Here is an 18,184-nt window from a genome sequence, read left to right as displayed (position 1 = left end):
CGCCGCTCATGCGGCGCGTGGTCGGGCCGCCGGCGCAGGTCATATTGTGGCTCAGCCCTTGACCAGCGCCCGCTCCAGGATCGGTGCGAGGTCGAGCCCGTCGGGCATGGTGCCGAACGCGCCACCCCACTGTCGGTCGAGCCGGGTCGTCAGGAAGGCCTCGGCGACGGCGGGGTGGCCGTGGCGCACCAGCAGCGAGCCCTGCAGCGCCAGGCAGATGTCTTCGGCGACCTTGCGGCCGCGGTAGGCGATGGTCTCCAGGTCGGCCAGCTGATCGCGCAGCCGCGCGACGTGGGCGGCCAGGCGCGGGTCCTGGCCCGCGCCGTCGGCGAGCTCGTCGAAGAGCACCTCGACGCATTCGGGACGAGTGGCCATGGCCCGCAACGTGTCCAGCGCGCTGACGTTGCCCGAACCCTCCCAGATGCCCATCAGCGGGGCCTCCCGGTACAGCCGCGGCATGCCGGAGTCCTCGACATAGCCGTTGCCGCCCAGGCATTCCAGCGCCTCGGCGGCGTGCGGGGTGGAGCGCTTGCACACCCAGTACTTGCTGGCCGCCAGGCCGATCCGGCGCAGCAGCGCCTCGCGCTGGTCGCCACGCACGGCCCTGTCGGTCGCCCCGGCCATCCGCATCGCGACCATGGTCGCCGCCTCCGCCTCCACGGCCAGGTCAGCCAACACGTTACGCATCAGCGGCTGGTCAATCAGATAGGCGCCGAACGCCTTTCGGTGCTGAGCGTGGTAGATCGCGCGGGTCAGACCGGTGCGCATGCTGGTCGCGCTGCCCAGCGTGCAGTCCAGCCGGGTCAGGTTGACCATCTCGATGATGGTGGGCACCCCGCGCCCTTCCTCCCCCACCAGCCACGCGATCGCGCCGTCGTATTCGACCTCGCTGGACGCGTTGGCGTGGTTGCCGAGCTTGTCCTTGAGCCGCTGCAAAAACATCCGGTTGCGGGTGCCGTCGGGCAACACCCGCGGCACCAGAAAGCACGACAGACCACCCGGTGCCTGCGCGAGCACCAAAAAGATGTCGCACATCGGCGCCGAGGTGAACCACTTGTGACCGGTCAGGCGGTAGGAGCCGTCAGCGTTGGGGATCGCCTGGGTGGTGCCGGCGCGCACATCGGAGCCACCCTGTTTCTCCGTCATCGACATACCCGCGGTGATACCCGGCTTGGTGCTGGGCAGCCGGAGCTCGGGGTCGTATTCGCGGCTGGTCAGCAACGGCTCGTACACCCTGGCCTGCTCGGGGTTGAAGCGCAGCGCGGGAACGACGGCGTACGTCATCGAGATCGGGCAGACGTGGCCCGGCTCGACCGTCCACACCGACGTCTTGGCGGCGCGGACCACGTGCGCGCCCGGCCGCTCGTCGGCCCAGGGCGCGGCGTGCATGCCGTGGGCGATCGCCGCGCGCATCAGTTCGTGGTAGGCGGGGTCGTATTCGACCTCGTCGATGCGGTGGCCGTTGCGGTCGTGGGTGTGCAGGACGGGCCGATTGCGGTCGGCGAGCTCGCCCCACCGCTGCGCCTGGTGGGTGGCCGACAGCGCCCCGACCTCGTTCACCTCCTCCAAGCCCCACTGGCCGCCCTCGCGGATCAGGGCCTCGATGAGCACCGCGGAACTGGCGGGATTGTGGTTCTCCAGGGGCGGGACCTGGTTGGTGACGACATGCGTATCCGACATGCCACCAATGTTACATTTTCCCGACAGCTGCACAAGAGGTGTAACAGCGGGTTAGTCCTTGACGTTCTCCCGCAGGAAGGCGATGTCGTCCTTGCGGCCCTCGTCCGCGGTTTCGCAGATCACCGGTGCGCCGGCGGCCTCGACCACCGCGACGAGCAGCTGCGGGTCGATCTGGCCGGTGCCGAAGTTGGCGTGCCGGTCGGCACCCGACCCGGCCGCGTCCCTCGAGTCGTTGCAGTGCACCAGGTCGATGCGTCCGGTCAGCGACTTGATCCGGTCGACCGCGTCGATCAGGGCCTCCCCGGCGGCCCAGGCGTGGCAGGTGTCCAGGCAGAAGCCAATTCCCTTGTCGCCGATGTGATCCCACAGCCGGCCGATGGTGTCGAAATAGCGGGCCATCGCGTGGTCGCCGCCGGCGGTGTTCTCCAGGTACACCTGCACGTCCGATTCCAGGTAGTCCAGCGCTTTGACCCACCGCTGGAAGCCGGCTTCCATGTCGTCGTCGTCGGCGTGGCCGCCATGCACGATGACCGCCGTCGCGTCGATCTGCGCGGCCGCGTCGCAGGTGTCCTGCAGGATCTTGCGCGACGGGATCCGGATGCGGTTGTTCGCCGACGCGACGTTGATGAGGTACGGCGCATGGACGTACAGCGGGACGGTCGACGCTTTGAGCGCCTCGGCGTCCTCGCGGGGCTTGGGTTTTTTCCAGCTCTGCGGGTTGCCGAGGAAGAACTGCACGACGTCGGCTCCGTCGGCCTGCGCGGCGGCCAGCGGGTCGTCGTTGCGGACGTGTGAACCGATGAGCACGGGGACAGTCTAGTGAGGGGTAGTGACGCGAGCGATCCACCAGCACATGCACTAGCGCGCTGTGCCGATGAGCTCGATGGGACACCGATCGCCTGGGTGACTTTCGCCTCGCGCACACGCGAATAGAATTTTTCCATGCAGCTGCTGCGTGTCGATACCGCTGGCGTCCAGGCGATGGCCGCCCGATGGGCGGCGTCGGTCGGCGAGCTGGCTGGGACGGAGGTCCCCCCGGCATGGATCGGCTTCTCGTGTCAGGCCAGCGCCGCGGCAGTTAACGCCGCGCATATTGAGGTCACGGAGTTCACCGCGGCACTGGCCGCCCGGGTCGGCGCCCATGCAGCCCACATCGGCGAGGCCGACGCGGGCTACGTGGCCAATGAAGCCGATGCGGCGAACGCGTTAGCCTCGGTGGCTCCTCGGGTGACCGGCGTGTAGCGATGTCGGCGGGTGCTGGGATCCCGAGCCTCTCTCAGCTGGTGGCGTGGCCCAACGGGTATCTCACGGAGGCGGCCGACCACTGGGAATCGGTGGGCGCGCGCAGCTATGGAGTGGCTAACCGAGCGTGGCGCGACGCGTTGGCGGCGGATTGGCACGGAAATGGCGCCGAGGCGCTGCGCACGGCCGCCCATGCCGACATGCTGGCTACCAGCGGGGTGGCCGACCAACTGCAGGCGGCGGCCAAGATGGCTCGCAGCGGCGCTTCAGACCTTCAAGCGGCACGGTCGCGGGTGCGCTACGCGGTGCTGGACGCCAACGCGGCAGGGTTCGACGTCGATGACGACATGGCGGTCATCGACCGCTCCACTGGGGGATCGGCGGCCGAACGCGCCGCACGACAAGCCCAAGCGCAGGCACTAGCCGCCGACATTCGCCGACGAGCCGCACAACTGGTCGCCCTCGATCAACAAGTCGCCGGCAAGATCACCGCGGCCGTGGCGGGCATCCGTGACATCTTTCCGCAAGGTTCCGCGCCGCAGACGGCACCGCGAAAGCCCGAGATCCACGGCGTCGACAACCACACCTTCAAGCAGGACCCGGCGCCGCCCGCAGATCCTGGGGCGGATCCGCCATGGAAAGACCTGCCACCACCACAGAATTGGGATGACGTCCGAAAGATTTTGCAACAACTTCCACCGGGCAAGAACGACCCACATCGAGAGTTGGACACACCGGAAGAGATTCGGAAATTCTTCGAGTGGTTGAGTAAAGGCGCCGTCGGCGACTTACCCAATTCGGGTGGGTTCCCGCGTATGAAACTTCCGGATGGCACGGAGGTCAAGCTGCGTCCGGACAGCACCTCCGGGGGGCCGACTATCGAAGCAGTCCCTCCGGGCAAAACCAAGGGACCCAAAGTTCACTTGCCGTTGGCGCCAGTTGTAGACGATCCGCCGGTCCTTCCAGACATTGATCAACATCCAATTCCGGAGCCGCAGCCGCCGCTCTCGGGGCATCCGCCACCGCCGACGCTGCCACCGACGCAGGTCCCCCATCCGGCCGACCTCCCGCCGTGGTTGCAGGACCCGTCCCCGCCGGGATTCACCGTTAGCCCGGTGCAACAACCGCCCGCGTTCGGCTGGGACCAGCCGGATGCGCCGGGGTCACCGGCGCCCCATCCGGCGCCGCCGCCCGGCGGGCCGTCGTGGTTACCACAGGTCGGCCACGATCTCAGTGAGGGAGGCAAAGCAGTGTTCGGCTGGGTAATGGTTGGCGGGGTTCTTGTATGGACGATTCTTTCCGGCGGTGGGCAGACCGGTGAGGCGGCTGTGCCGTGAGCGTCTCATCCACCGGGCCGATGCGAGATCCTCTTCCGCCGTCGCTCGTCGATACGCTGATTGAGGACGAGTATGTCGACGACGTGGTCGGTCTGCCCGGGGTTCAGGTACCTGAGTGGCTGAAACTATTAGGCATACCCCCTGGTTGGGAACTGCGTCCACTGCCCGACGATGCAAATCTGCCGTGGGCGCGCATCGCCGTGACCGGACCCCGTGGCGGCGGCGAGTGGGACGCTGCCGACACCATAAGCGTCTTCGGCTATACCGGCCGACCCTTCTTCTCGGACGTATTCCACAACGCGGACCGGATGCTGCGCGGTATGAATGCCACCGATATCGCCGTCAAGGCACTGCCCGTCCCGCCGATCCAGTGGACGGCCGCGGTGCGCAGCAGCGGCATCGCCCACCTCGGCGACCACAGCGTGTGGATCCAGCAAAGCAACTATGTCGCGGGTTCTGAACAATTGCGCGCGGGCCGACTATTCGTGCACTCCCTGTACGTCGATACCGCATGTCGCGACCGGCTATCTGGCGACATCAGCGTGCTCAGCGACGGCGTGTACCAAGGATTCCTTGCCGGACTCGCCGCCGGGCAGCCCACCAGCTAGTCATCGCTGGCGACAACCAATGCGACACTGCCGGCGCGGCGATCGATCAACACAAACTCGTGAAAACCGCTGTCGGAGCCCACGGATGAGCCCCAATCATGTTCAGCGGTGTCCCGCAGATCGGCGAGCTGGTAGCGGGCGGTCGCGCCACGAATGCGCGGGTAAAGCTCGCTTTCCATTTCGTCGCGACGGGCCGTGGGTAAGGGCGCTTGGTATTCGGCCCACGTGCGCAGCAACGCTTCGGCATCCTCCGCAGAGACCGCGGAAAAGGCCTCGGGAGTGATGGCGTTCAACCAGTAAGGCCCGTGAATCGTTTTGGCGTCCTGGAAATTTCGCGTCGCATAGCTGTCGCGATAACGCAAATGTTGGATCAACAACGCGAGGATGTCGCGGTCGTTCGCATCGGCGGGAAATGTGAACAGTTTGATGACCACCCATTGCCGACTCGTCCGGAAGTTGATGAACACCTCACCCTGATACGCCAACACCTCCTCCGCCGGTGCAGCACCCGTCGCCACGCCAGCTGGCTCGTCCATCGCTTCTCACCTCCGTCGCCTAGAAGCACACGCGAAATGTCGCCGGGAAGCAAGCCACCCGCCGGTGTGCGCTGGCCGCGCGCTGGACGTCGAACGTGCGGCACGGCCACGTTCGGCAATGCGACGCAACGAAAAAGCCCCGGGGCGAACCCCGGGGCTTTTTTCGTTGTCGACTAGCGGTAGTCGCTGTAGCCGTAGTCGTCCAGCGGCACCGCGGCACCGGTGGCCTGGCCGAAGTCCGGGCTGTAGTACTGATCCTCGTAGGACGGGATCGTGTACGCGGCGGCCCGAGCCTCCTCGGTCGGCTGCACCTGGATGTTGCGGTACCGGTTGATACCGGTACCGGCCGGGATCAGCTTTCCGATGATCACGTTCTCCTTCAGACCGTTGAGCTTGTCGCTGCGGCAGTTGATCGCCGCATCGGTCAGCACTCGCGTGGTCTCCTGGAACGACGCCGCGGACAGCCACGAGTCGGTGGCCAGCGACGCCTTCGTGATACCCATCAGCACCGGACGCCCGGCCGCGGGCTCGCCGCCCTCGGCCACCACGCGGCGGTTCTCCGCCTCGAACTCCGCACGGTCGATCAGCGAGCCGGGCAGGAACTCCGTCGAGCCCGAGTCGATGATGGTGACGCGGCGCAGCATCTGGCGAACGATCACCTCGATGTGCTTGTCGTGGATCGACACACCCTGAGCGCGGTAGACCTCCTGGACCTCACGGACCAGGTGGATCTGCACCTCGCGGGGGCCCTGCACGCGCAGCACCTCGTGCGGGTCGGCCGAGCCTTCCATCAGCTGCTGGCCCACCTCGACGTGGTCGCCGTCGGAGAGCACCCGCTCGGAACCGTCCTCGTGCTTGAACACCCGCAGCCGCTGCCGCTTGGACAGCTTGTCGTACACGACCTCTTCGCTGCCGTCGTCGGGAACGATAGTGATCTTGTAGAAGCGCTCACCGTCCTCGAGACGGACCCGCCCGGTGACGTCGGCGATCGGCGCCTTGCCGCGCGGGATGCGCGCCTCGAACAGCTCCTGCACCCGGGGCAGACCGCCGGTGATGTCCTCACCGACACCACCCTGGTGGAAGGTACGCATGGTCAGCTGGGTACCGGGCTCACCGATGGATTGCGCCGCGACGATACCGACGGCCTCGCCGATGTCGACCAGCTTGCCGGTCGCCATGGACCGCCCGTAGCAGGTGGCACACACGCCGGTTCCGGTGGTACACGTCAGCACCGAGCGCACCTTGACCGACGTGATGCCCGCGGCCAGCAGGGCGTCGATCTCCGGGTCACCCAGGTCCTCGCCACGCGGAACGACGACGTTGCCGGCCTCGTCGACCGCGTCGGCGCCCAAAGTCCGTGCGTACGCCGAGGTTTCGATGTACGGGTCACGGATCACGGTGCCGTCGGGCTGGCGCTCGGCCAGCTCGACGAGGATGCCCCGCTCGGTCTCGCAGTCGTGCTCGCGGACGATGACGTCCTGGCTCACGTCCACCAGACGACGGGTCAGGTACCCGGAGTCGGCGGTACGCAACGCGGTGTCCGCCAAGCCCTTTCGAGCACCGTGGGTGTTGATGAAGTACTCCAGCACGGTCAGGCCCTCACGGAACGAGGACTTGACCGGACGCGGGATGAACTCACCCTTCGGGTTGGTCACCAGACCCTTCATGCCGGCCAGCGTTCGCGTCTGGGTGAAGTTACCCGTGGCGCCCGAGTCGACGATCGTGATGATCGGGTTGTCGGCCGGGTAGTGCTCACGCAGCGCCTGACCGACCTCGTCGGTGGCTTCCTTCCAGATCTCCACCAGCGCCTCGTTGCGCTCGTCGTGGTTCAAAGCACCACGCTGGAACTGCTTTTCGACCTTCTCGGCGCGCTCCTCGTACTGGTCGAGGATTTCCTTCTTGCGCGGCGGGACGAGCACGTCGGCCATCGAGACCGTGACACCGCTGCGGGTCGCCCAGTAGAAACCGGCGTCCTTGAGCTTGTCCACGGTCTGCGCGACCACGATCATCGGGTAGCGCTCGGCCAGATCGTTGATGATCGACGCCTGCACCTTCTTGTGCATCTGCTTGTTCACGAACGGATAGCCCACCGGCAGCAGCTCGTTGAACAGCACCCGGCCCAGGGTGGTCTCGGCCAACCAGGCATCGCCGGGCTGCCAGCCGTTGGCGCCGAACAGCTCGGCCTCGATCTCGGCCGGCGGACGCAACTGGGTCAGCCGCACCTTGATCTTGGCCCGCACCGACAGCACGCCACGGTCCGACGCCATGATCGCCTCGGCCGGCGAGGCGTACACCCCGACCTCGGGCTCATCCTTGGCGGCCGCCTTATATTCGCCCTTGTCCCCGTCGACTTCGGTGGTCAGGTAGTACAGACCGGTCACCATGTCCAGACGCGGCATGGCCAGCGGTCGGCCCGACGCGGGCGACAGGATGTTGTTACTCGACAGCATCAAGATGCGTGCCTCGGCCTGCGCCTCGGCGGACAGCGGCAGGTGCACCGCCATCTGGTCACCGTCGAAGTCGGCGTTGAACGCCTCACACACCAGCGGGTGCAGCTGAATTGCCTTGCCTTCCACCAGCATCGGCTCGAAGGCCTGGATACCCAGCCGGTGCAGGGTGGGCGCGCGGTTCAGCAGCACCGGGTGCTCGGCGATGACCTCTTCGAGGACATCCCACACCTGGGGACGCTGGCGCTCCACCATGCGCTTGGCGCTCTTTATGTTCTGCGCGTGGTTCAGGTCGACCAGTCGCTTCATCACGAACGGCTTGAACAGCTCCAGCGCCATCAGCTTGGGCAGACCGCACTGGTGCAGCTTGAGCTGCGGGCCGACCACGATGACCGAACGGCCCGAGTAGTCGACGCGCTTACCGAGCAGGTTCTGGCGGAACCGGCCCTGCTTACCCTTGAGCAGATCCGACAGCGACTTCAGCGGGCGGTTACCCGGCCCGGTGACCGGGCGGCCGCGGCGGCCGTTGTCGAACAGCGCGTCCACGGACTCCTGCAACATCCGCTTCTCGTTGTTGACGATGATCTCGGGGGCACCGAGGTCGATCAGCCTCTTGAGCCGGTTGTTCCGGTTGATCACCCGGCGGTACAGGTCGTTGAGGTCCGACGTGGCGAACCGGCCACCGTCGAGCTGCACCATCGGGCGCAGCTCCGGCGGGATCACCGGGACGGCGTCGAGCACCATGCCCATCGGGGAGTTGCCCGACTGCTGGAACGCGGCGACCACCTTGAGCCGCTTGAGGGCGCGAAGCTTCTTCTGCCCCTTGCCGTTCCGGATGACGTCACGCAGGATCTCGGCCTCGGCGTCGATGTCGAAGTTCTCGATCAGCTTCTGGATCGACTCCGCGCCCATGGCGCCGGTGAAGTACTCACCGAAGCGGTCGATCAGCTCGCGGTAGAGGTTCTCGTCGACGATCAGCTGCTTGGGGGCCAGCTTGGTGAAGGTCGTCCAGATCTCCTCGAGCCGGTCCAGCTCGCGCTGGGCACGGTCGCGCAGCTGACGCATCTCGCGCTCGCCGCCGTCGCGAACCTTGCGGCGTGCGTCGGCTTTCGCGCCCTCGGCCTCCAGCTCGGCCAGGTCGGCCTCGAGCTTCTGGGCGCGGGCCTCCAGGTCGGCGTCGCGCTGGTCCTCAATGGCCTTGCGCTCCACCAGCATTTCGGCCTCGAGGGTCGAGAGCTCGTTGTGGCGCATCTCCTCATCGACCGAGGTGATGACGTAGGCGGCGAAGTAGATGATCTTCTCGAGATCCTTGGGCGCCAGGTCGAGCAGGTACCCCAGCCGCGACGGCACGCCCTTGAAGTACCAGATGTGCGTGACGGGAGCGGCCAGCTCGATGTGACCCATCCGCTCGCGACGCACCTTGGCGCGGGTCACCTCGACGCCGCAGCGCTCACAGATGATGCCCTTGAACCGGACCCGCTTGTACTTGCCGCAGTAGCACTCCCAGTCGCGAGTCGGTCCGAAGATCTTCTCGCAGAACAGGCCGTCCTTCTCCGGCTTCAGCGTGCGGTAGTTGATCGTCTCCGGCTTCTTGACCTCGCCGTAAGACCATTGCCTGATGTCCTCCGCGGTGGCCAGGCCGATACGGAGTTCATCGAAGAAGTTGACGTCGAGCACGTAACTCCCTTTCCCCTTGCGGGTTTAGTAACTGAAAAAACGCTTTGCGTGGGGTCAAGCTAGGCGAGATCCTCGACGGACGCGGATTCGTTGCGGGACAGGTTGATTCCCAGGTTCGCCGCTGCCCGCTCGAGGTCTTCGTCCTCGCCTTCGCGCAACTCGATCGCCGCACCGTCGGAGGAGAGCACCTCGACGTTGAGGCAGAGCGACTGCAGCTCCTTGAGCAACACCTTGAAGGACTCGGGGATACCCGGCTCCGGGATGTTCTCGCCCTTGACGATCGCCTCGTACACCTTGACCCGGCCGACGGTGTCGTCGGACTTGATGGTCAACAGCTCCTGCAGCGTGTACGCCGCGCCGTAGGCCTGCATGGCCCAGCACTCCATCTCACCGAAGCGCTGACCACCGAACTGCGCCTTACCACCCAGCGGCTGCTGCGTGATCATCGAGTACGGACCGGTGGAGCGGGCGTGGATCTTGTCGTCCACCAGGTGGTGCAGCTTCATGATGTACATGTAGCCAACGGTCACCGGGTACGGGAACGGCTCGCCGCTGCGGCCGTCGAACAGCACCGCCTTGCCGTCGCCGTCGACCATGACCTCGCCGTCGCGGTTGGGCAGCGTGCAGGACAGCATGCCCTGCAGCTCCTCCTCCTTGGCGCCGTCGAACACCGGCGTCGACACGATCTGGTCCGGCTGCGCGTGCCGCAGGTCCTCCGGCAGGTTCGCCGCCCAGTCGGGCGTGCCCTCGATGTTCCAGCCGGACTTGGCCACCCACCCGAGGTGGGTCTCCAAGATCTGGCCGATGTTCATCCGTCGCGGCACACCGTGGGTGTTCAGGATGATGTCGACCGGCGTGCCGTCCGGCAGGAACGGCATGTCCTCCTGCGGCAGGATCTTGCCGATGACGCCCTTGTTGCCGTGGCGTCCGGCGAGCTTGTCGCCGTCGGAGATCTTGCGCTTCTGGGCCACGTAGACGCGCACCAGCTCGTTGACACCGGCCGGCAGCTCGTCGTCGTCCTCGCGGGAGAACACCCGGATGCCGATGACCTTGCCGGACTCGCCGTGCGGCACCTTCAGTGAGGTGTCGCGGACCTCGCGGGCCTTCTCGCCGAAGATCGCGCGCAGCAGCCGCTCCTCCGGGGTCAGCTCGGTCTCACCCTTCGGGGTGACCTTGCCGACCAGGATGTCGCCGTCGCGGACCTCGGCACCGATGCGCACGATGCCGCGCTCGTCCAGGTCGGCCAGCACCTCGTCGGAGACGTTCGGGATGTCCCGGGTGATCTCCTCGGCGCCCAGCTTGGTGTCGCGGGCGTCGATCTCGTGCTCCTCGATGTGGATCGAGGTGAGCACGTCCTCCTCAACCAGGCGGTTGGACAGGATGATCGCGTCCTCGTAGTTGTGGCCTTCCCACGGCATGATCGCCACGAGCAGGTTCTTGCCGAGCGCCATCTCGCCGTTCTCGGTGCACGGACCGTCGGCGATGACCTGACCGGCCTCCACCCGCTCACCGGCGTCGACGATCGGCGACTGGTTGGCGCAGGTGCCGTGGTTGGATCGCTCGAACTTGCGCATCCGGTAGGTGTGCCGGGTGCCGTCGTCGGCCATCACGGTGATGTAGTCGGCGGAGACCTCCTCGATCACGCCGGCCTTGTCGGCCACCACCACGTCGCCGGCGTCGATCGCCGCGCGCAACTCCATGCCGGTGCCCACCAGCGGCGCCTCGCTGCGCACCAGCGGAACCGCCTGGCGCTGCATGTTGGCACCCATCAGGGCGCGGTTGGCGTCGTCGTGCTCGAGGAACGGGATCATGGCCGTGGCCACCGACACCATCTGGCGCGGCGACACGTCCATGTAGTCCACCTCGGAGGACGGGACGTATTCGACCTCGCCCGCCTTGCGGCGGACCAGGACGCGCGACTCCTCGAACCGGCCCTTGTCGTCGATCGGCGAGTTGGCCTGCGCCACGACGTGGCGGTCCTCCTCGTCGGCGGTCAGGTAGTGGATCTCGTCGGAGACCACACCGTCGACCACCTTGCGGTACGGCGTCTCGATGAAGCCGAACGGGTTGACCCGGGCGTACACCGACAGCGAGCCGATCAGACCGATGTTCGGACCCTCCGGGGTCTCGATCGGGCACATGCGGCCGTAGTGCGACGGGTGGACGTCACGGACCTCCAGGCCGGCGCGCTCACGGGACAGACCGCCGGGGCCCAGCGCCGAGAGACGACGCTTGTGGGTCAGCCCGGACAGCGGGTTGTTCTGGTCCATGAACTGCGACAGCTGGCTGGTGCCGAAGAACTCCTTGATCGCGGCGACGACCGGCCGGATGTTGATCAGGGTCTGCGGCGTGATGGCCTCGACGTCCTGGGTGGTCATCCGCTCGCGCACGACGCGCTCCATCCGGGACATGCCGACCCGGATCTGGTTCTGGATCAGCTCGCCGACCGTGCGCAACCGCCGGTTGCCGAAGTGGTCGATGTCGTCGGTCTCCACCGGCACCTCGGTGCCGCCGGGGACAGTCATGACCGCGGGCTGGCCATCCGTACGGGCGTGGTGCAGGCGCACCAGGTACTCGATGGTGGCGACGACGTCTTCCTCGGTCAGCGTCGAGCTCGTGATCGGCTCGCCCACGTTCAGGCCGAGCTTCTTGTTGACCTTGTAACGGCCGACGCGGGCCAGGTCGTAGCGCTTCTCCTTGAAGAACAGGTTCTCCAGCAGGGTCTGCGCGGACTCCTTGGTCGGCGGCTCGCCCGGACGCAGCTTGCGGTAGATGTCCAGCAGCGCCTCGTCGGTGCCGGCGGTGTTGTCCTTCTCCAGCGTCGACATCATGATCTCGGAGAAGCCGAACCGCTCGGTGATCTGCTCGTTGGTCCAGCCCAGCGCCTTGAGCAGCACGGTGACGGGCTGGCGGCGCTTGCGGTCGATGCGCACGCCGACGGTGTCGCGCTTGTCGACGTCGAACTCCAGCCAGGCGCCCCGGCTGGGGATCACCTTGACGCTGTGCAGCAGCTTCTCGGTGGACTTGTCGATGGTCTCGTCGAAGTACACACCGGGCGAGCGGACCAGCTGGCTGACCACGACACGCTCGGTGCCGTTGATGATGAAGGTGCCCTTCTCGGTCATCATCGGGAAGTCACCCATGAACACCGTCTGGCTCTTGATCTCGCCGGTGTTGTTGTTGATGAACTCGGCCGTGACGAACAGCGGGGCCGCGTACGTCATGTCCTTGTCTTTGCACTCGTCGACCGGCGCCTTGACCTCGTCGAAACGCGGGTCGGAGAACGACAGCGACATCGAGCCGGAAAAGTCCTCGATCGGCGAGAGCTCGTAGAGCACCTCTTCCAGGCCGCCCACCGGAGTGACGTCGCCGCGGGCGGCGGCGGCCTCGCGCCACCGCGGCGCGCCGATCAACCACTCGAAGGAGTCGATCTGCACGTCAAGCAGGCCGGGAACCTCGAGCGGTTCGCGGAGCTTGGCGAAGGAAACTCGGTTGGGCGCTCCGGGCACGGAGCCGTTTGAGGAACTTCCGTTAGAGGAACTTTGTGGGCGATCCGTCTTGCTCTGGCGGAAATCTGCCAAGATGCATCCTTCCAGCACCTCGTGCGACTCACGAAGGCCGGGACCACCGGCCAGCTCGCCGCGAATTGTGTCGGTTCGGCCGGCGAACGAACTGTCCGGATCTCACGCGCAACTAGAACTAAGCCACGTAAGGGGGCTCAGGCTTAGACCACGGTGTCAGGTGGCGGGTGAGGTGGGCAGGAGGTAGCCAGCGCAACGTCCAACAATAGCGCAGGACCGCGCATTCCTCAACTTCCCAGCGTTAGCAGTCCAGGGACATCGGCGCTGGCTGGCGATCTCGACTTCCCTTGAGCCATTCCGGTACATGCTGCCCAACAGACTGGCCCGTTTACGGCCCGTCGTCAAGAGGGCGGGCCGGGAGTGTTACGCGGAGTTATCGCGAACCGCCGGACGCCGCTGCCTACTCGCCGACCTCGTGTGCCCGGTACTTGTGGGTGCCTTCCATGTCGTCGATGATCGCGGCTTGGGCCTTCTGCGGCAGGGTGTGCAGGATCTCACGCACCCGCGCCTGGCGGCGGGCGACGGCCTTGCGCTCCGGCATGCCCGGCGAGGCGACGATCTGCGGGGGCACGCCCTCGATCTCCTCGACACCGCCGGCATGCTGGCCGGCGTCCAGGGCGGCCTGCTCTTCGGCCATGGTCGCCTCGTCCTTCTCCTCGGACATGCCGATCGGTCCGATCCGGCGACCGTTGAGGAACTGCCGCACGACGGGCTCGTCGCTGGTCAGCAGCACCTCGCGCGGGCCGAACATGACCAGCTTTCGGCGGAACAGCATGCCCATGTTGTCCGGCACCGTGCGGGCGATGTTGATGTTGTGGGTAACGATCAGCACCGTGGCGTCGATCTGGGCGTTGATGTCGAGGATCAACTGGCTCAGGTAGGCGGTACGGACCGGGTCCAGACCGGAGTCGGGCTCGTCGCAGAGGATGATCTGCGGGTCCATCACCAGGGCGCGGGCCAGGCTGGCGCGCTTGCGCATACCACCGGAGATCTCTCCGGGGAACTTCTTCTCGTCGCCGCCGAGACCGACCAGGGTCAGCTTCTCCATGACGATGTCACGGATCTCGCCTTCCTTCTTCTTGGTGTGCTCGCGCAGCGGGAAAGCCGCGTTGTCGAACAGGTTCATCGATCCGAACAGGGCGCCGTCCTGGAACATCACACCGAACAGCGTGCGGATCTCGTAGAGCTCCTTGGCCGTACATTGCAGGATGTCCGTGCCGTCGATGACGACCGAGCCGCGCTCGGGCCGCAACAAACCGATCAAGGACTTCAGGAACACGGATTTGCCGGTACCCGACGGCCCCAGCAGGACGCTGACCTCCCCGGCGGGGATTTCCAACGTCACGTCTTCCCAAATCCTCGAGGAGCCGAAGGACTTCGTCAGTCCATTCACCTCGATAGCGACGCCCATGGGGAATCCTTCCGTCGACACTCGTGCCCGCCACCTGCCCTTTTGTGTGGCATGAGTCACTGTAGCGCACGGCTGCCACACGGCATCAGGGATGCGGAGCACTGCCGGGAAAAATTGGCCGTCCTGAGATCAGCCGGAAGCCCCGATGGCACAACTTATTTGACGCACGTGTTAGCCAAACGTTAGCCAGTGGGCGCCCAGTTGCCGTGGAAGCCCATCGGCACCCGCTGCGGCAGGTGCACGGTGGCGACCTGCTCGAGCGTCTGCGCGTCCAGCAAGAGCAGTTGGCCCTCGTCGTGCTCGCGGTGATAGCCGAAGCCGATCAGGATGCCGTCATCCTCGGCGCGGGGTGTGGGATTGGGCACAAAGGACATCTCGCCGAGCAAAAGACCGGCATCCAGGCCGGCGGCCGCGCAAGAACCCGTGGCGTAGTCGTGTTTGTACAGTGCGGTGGTCATCTCGGCCGCCCCGCCGGACAGGTAACCGCCCTCGGTGCCGATGGTGTAGCCGTACCGGTGCCGCCCACCCAACAGCGACTCGTTGATCCGTGGGAATTCCTGTGGACGATCGTCGCGGCGCTCGCTGGTGACCGCCCCGGTGGCCAGGTTGACGGTCCAGCGGTCCAGCGTCGGCAGGCTGTCGCCGGGACCGCGCAGGTCGCGGTCGAACATCCGCGAGTAGCGCACCACGTCGAGCACCAGAACCTCTGCGCCAGCACGCATCTCGGAGTAGGCGTTGAGCGGGTGGTAGACGTAGCAGGGTTCGATTTCGAACCAGCGGATGCCATCCTTGCCCGCATTGCTCCCGTGGCCCTCGCGCGGCATGACGCCGATGCGCGCTTGGTAGTCGGGGTTCCAGCGGTAGGGCATCCGGTTGATCGGCTCGCGATTGCGGTTGATCACGGTCGTCATCGGGTTGGGCACCCGCACGCGTCCGATGAGCGACTGCAGCACCAGCCGGGCCGGCAGACTCAGCCAGCGCGGCACGTTGGTCGGCATCACCTGCACGGGGTCGAAGGTCACCGGCAGGTCGTAGATCACCACGTATTTGTCGGTCAGCGAGAAGTCGTGCATCATCGGCGACCCGCCGACCTCGATGTCCACCGTGCGCCGGGCCCGGCCGGCGGTGTCGATGACCGAGTACTGCACGGTGCGCCCGCGGGTGAACGAGTAGGAGACGGCGTGCAATTCGCCGGTCCGCGGATCGGCGTGCGGATGTGCGGTGTAGCCCCCGAACAACGTCCCGTCGAAATCGCAAGGCCCCTCGGTGTCCAACTCGTCGGTCAGGCGGTAGTTCGCCCCGCCCCCCTCGACGAGCGCGAGGGTTTGTCCGGCATGGCTCAGCACGTTGGTGTTGGGCCCGACGGAGAGCATGCCCGCCCGCGGGTCCAATCCGCTGGGCGCCGGCTCGCCGAGTTCGGCGCAGACGTGGGCGGTGCGCACCCACCGGTTGCGATACCAGCGCGCCTCGCCGCCGCGCAGCGCCACCCCGTGCACCATGCCGTCGCCGCTGAACCAGTGGTAGACGGCCGGGTTCACCTCGGCGACCGGGTTGGGCCCGTTGCGCAGGTAGCGCCCGTCGAGGTGGTCGGGGATGTGCCCGGTGACGCGCAGGTCGTGCGCGGTGACCTCGGTGCGCACCGGCGCGAGAAAGTCCTCGAGGTAGGGATTGCCGGGCTTGACGGGTGTCGCAGTCGCCATGGCTGAGCTCCTATAACATTGTTATTTCAGCGTTATTGGCACGGTACGCCGCCGATGAGAAGATGGCAACGATGACTTCAGACGTTCAGCGCACCGTCCGCGAGGGGATGCTGCACGCGGCGGTCGCCCTGCTCGACGAGGACGGACCCGACGCCCTGCAGACCCGCAAGGTGGCCGGCGCCGCGGGGACCTCCACGATGGCGGTCTACACCCATTTCGGCGGGATGCGCGGGCTCATCGCCGAGGTGGCCGAGGAGGGCCTGCGCCAGTTCGACGCCGCGCTGACGGTGCCGCGCACCGACGACCCGGTCGCGGACCTGTTCGTGATCGGGGCGGCCTACCGCCGCTACGCCATCGAGCGCCCGCACATGTACCGGCTGATGTTCGGCAGCACCAGCGCGCACGGCATCAACGCACCCGCCCACAACGTCCTGACGCTGACCGTCGCCGAGATCGAGCGGGACTACCCGAGCTTCGCGCACGTGGTGCGCGGAGTGCACCGCTGCATGGTGGCCGGCCGGATCGCCGCCGGCGCCGCGACCGACGACGCGTCCGTGGTGGCCACCGCGGCCCAGTTCTGGGCGTTGATCCACGGGTTCGTCATGCTGGAGCTGGCCGGCTATTACGGCGCTGACAGCTCGGCCGTCGTGCCGGTGCTCGGCTCGATGACGTCGAACCTGCTTGTCGCCCTTGGTGATTCACCGGAGCGGGTTACCCGCTCGCTGCACACGGCGATGCAGGGGCGCTGAGCGCACGAAACCCCCGGGATCGCCATCCCGGGGGTTTGGTGCGCAGTGACTTACTTGACGGTGACGGTGGCGCCGGCGGCCTCGAGCTTGGTCTTGGCCTCGTCGGCGGCCTCCTTGGCCACCTTCTCCAGCAGCGGCTTGGGGGCGCCGTCGACCAGGTCCTTGGCCTCCTTGAGGCCCAGGCCGGAGACGATCTCGCGGACCACCTTGATGACGCCGATCTTCTTGTCGCCGGCGGCCTCGAGGATGACGTCGAACTCCGACTGCTCCTCGGCGGCCTCGGCGGGCGCGCCACCGGCGGCGCCACCGCCGGCGGCGGCAACGGCGACGGGGGCGGCCGCGGTGACCTCGAAGGTCTCCTCGAACTTCTTCACGAAGTCGGAGAGCTCGAGCAGGGTCATTTCCTTGAACGCGTCGAGCAGGTCGTCAGTGGACAGCTTTGCCATGGGTGTGGGTCCTTCCTTGTTTTTCCCAGGTTCCGGGGTGGTTGTTATTCGGCTTCGGCCGGGGTTTCCGGCGCCTCAGCGGGTGCTTCCGAAGCGGGTTCCGGGGTGGATTCCGCGGCGGGCGCGGGCTCTGCCGGAGCTGCTGGCCCCTCTGCGGCCTTCTTCTCCTGCAGAGCGGCCGCCAGGCGGGCGACCTGCGACGCCGGAGCGTTGAACAGCCCGGCCGCCTTGGCCAGGTTGCCCTTCATCGCGCCGGCCAGCTTGGCCAGCAGCACCTCGCGCGACTCGAGGTCGGCGATGCGCTCGACTTCGGCGACCGTCAGCGCACGGCCGTCCATGTAGCCGCCCTTGATGACCAGCGCCTTGTGTTCCTTGGCGAAGGTCTTGATCGCCTTGGCGGCGTCGACCGGTTCCCCGGTGACGAAGGCGATGGCCGTCGGGCCGGCGAAAAGCTCGTCGAGCCCCTCGACCCCGGCCTCCGAGGCCGCCCGCTTGACCAGCGTGTTCTTGGCCACCGAGTAGGTGGCCGCGCCGCCCAGCGAGCGCCGCAGTTCGGCCAGGTTGGCGACGGTCAGACCGCGGTATTCCGTGATCAGGGTCGCGGTCGATTCCTTGAACTGCTCGGCGATGTCTGCAACGGCGGTGGCCTTGTCAGCCCTGGCCATGCCTACCTCCTGAAGTGAAAGTCAATGCGACGTGTCGTCTCGATCCCCCGCAAGAACGACGAACGCCCCGGCGCAGAAGCGGCCGGGGCGTGAAAATGCGCCGGC

General features: G+C 66.8%; 13 protein-coding genes. 4 read left to right on the top strand and 9 right to left on the bottom strand.

Going from position 1 to position 18,184, the window contains the following annotated elements:
- Nucleotides 1-51: 51 nt before the first annotated feature.
- Nucleotides 52-1,680, bottom strand: a complete 1,629-nt coding sequence (locus A5624_RS18915; RefSeq protein ID WP_066869282.1) for an acyl-CoA dehydrogenase family protein — start codon at nucleotides 1,678-1,680, stop codon at nucleotides 52-54.
- A 51-nt stretch (nucleotides 1,681-1,731) separates the two neighbouring features.
- On the bottom strand, nucleotides 1,732-2,487 hold the full coding sequence (locus A5624_RS18910) for a deoxyribonuclease IV (RefSeq protein WP_066869279.1): 756 nt from the start codon (nucleotides 2,485-2,487) through the stop codon (nucleotides 1,732-1,734).
- A gap of 135 nt (nucleotides 2,488-2,622) precedes the next feature.
- On the opposite strand from A5624_RS18910, the gene A5624_RS18905 reads away from it, so the two are divergent.
- From A5624_RS18905 to A5624_RS18895, 3 genes are read left to right on the top strand one after another with little or no spacing between them, the layout of a single operon-like run.
- On the top strand, nucleotides 2,623-2,922 hold the full coding sequence (locus tag A5624_RS18905; RefSeq protein ID WP_066869276.1) for a hypothetical protein: 300 nt from the start codon (nucleotides 2,623-2,625) through the stop codon (nucleotides 2,920-2,922).
- Between the two features lie 2 nt (nucleotides 2,923-2,924).
- Complete coding sequence (locus A5624_RS18900; protein ID WP_156749089.1) at nucleotides 2,925-4,259, top strand: hypothetical protein; 1,335 nt, start codon at nucleotides 2,925-2,927, stop codon at nucleotides 4,257-4,259.
- On the top strand, nucleotides 4,256-4,867 hold the full coding sequence (locus A5624_RS18895) for a hypothetical protein (protein WP_156749088.1): 612 nt from the start codon (nucleotides 4,256-4,258) through the stop codon (nucleotides 4,865-4,867). Before A5624_RS18900 ends, A5624_RS18895 begins: the two co-directional genes overlap by 4 nt.
- Here the strand turns inward: A5624_RS18895 and A5624_RS18890 are convergent.
- The 5 genes from A5624_RS18890 to A5624_RS18870 form a co-directional block, all read right to left on the bottom strand.
- Nucleotides 4,864-5,403, bottom strand: a complete 540-nt coding sequence (locus A5624_RS18890) for a hypothetical protein (RefSeq protein WP_156749087.1) — start codon at nucleotides 5,401-5,403, stop codon at nucleotides 4,864-4,866. The genes A5624_RS18895 and A5624_RS18890 overlap by 4 nt on opposite strands.
- A gap of 173 nt (nucleotides 5,404-5,576) precedes the next feature.
- Nucleotides 5,577-9,527: a DNA-directed RNA polymerase subunit beta' gene (locus A5624_RS18885; protein ID WP_066869269.1), complete on the bottom strand. Its 3,951-nt coding sequence runs from the start codon at nucleotides 9,525-9,527 to the stop codon at nucleotides 5,577-5,579.
- 59 nt (nucleotides 9,528-9,586) lie between these two features.
- Nucleotides 9,587-13,108 (bottom strand): DNA-directed RNA polymerase subunit beta, encoded by a 3,522-nt coding sequence (locus A5624_RS18880; protein WP_156749086.1) that lies wholly within the window; start codon nucleotides 13,106-13,108, stop codon nucleotides 9,587-9,589.
- Nucleotides 13,109-13,508: 400 nt separating this feature from the next.
- Entirely contained in the window at nucleotides 13,509-14,519 is a 1,011-nt protein-coding gene (locus A5624_RS18875; RefSeq protein WP_066869263.1) for an ABC transporter ATP-binding protein, read from the bottom strand.
- Between the two features lie 182 nt (nucleotides 14,520-14,701).
- Nucleotides 14,702-16,219 carry a carotenoid oxygenase family protein gene (locus A5624_RS18870; RefSeq protein ID WP_066869260.1) on the bottom strand — a complete coding sequence of 506 codons (1,518 nt, stop codon included), beginning with the start codon at nucleotides 16,217-16,219 and terminating at the stop codon, nucleotides 14,702-14,704.
- A gap of 71 nt (nucleotides 16,220-16,290) precedes the next feature.
- Between A5624_RS18870 and A5624_RS18865 the strand changes: the two genes are divergently transcribed.
- Nucleotides 16,291-16,968, top strand: coding sequence for a TetR/AcrR family transcriptional regulator (locus A5624_RS18865; RefSeq protein ID WP_066869257.1), 678 nt, complete (start codon nucleotides 16,291-16,293; stop codon nucleotides 16,966-16,968).
- 50 nt (nucleotides 16,969-17,018) lie between these two features.
- Here A5624_RS18865 and rplL read toward each other — a convergent pair whose 3' ends face one another.
- Nucleotides 17,019-17,414, bottom strand: a complete 396-nt coding sequence (gene rplL, locus A5624_RS18860; RefSeq protein ID WP_066869254.1) for a 50S ribosomal protein L7/L12 — start codon at nucleotides 17,412-17,414, stop codon at nucleotides 17,019-17,021.
- Between the two features lie 44 nt (nucleotides 17,415-17,458).
- Entirely contained in the window at nucleotides 17,459-18,079 is a 621-nt protein-coding gene (gene rplJ, locus A5624_RS18855) for a 50S ribosomal protein L10 (RefSeq protein ID WP_066869251.1), read from the bottom strand.
- Nucleotides 18,080-18,184: the final 105 nt, after the last annotated feature.

It is taken from the genome of Mycobacterium sp. 1482292.6 (assembly GCF_001672995.1).
In the GTDB taxonomy this organism is placed as follows: Bacteria; Actinomycetota; Actinomycetes; order Mycobacteriales; family Mycobacteriaceae; genus Mycobacterium; species Mycobacterium europaeum_A.
This window is presented reverse-complemented; position numbering and strand designations above follow the sequence as displayed.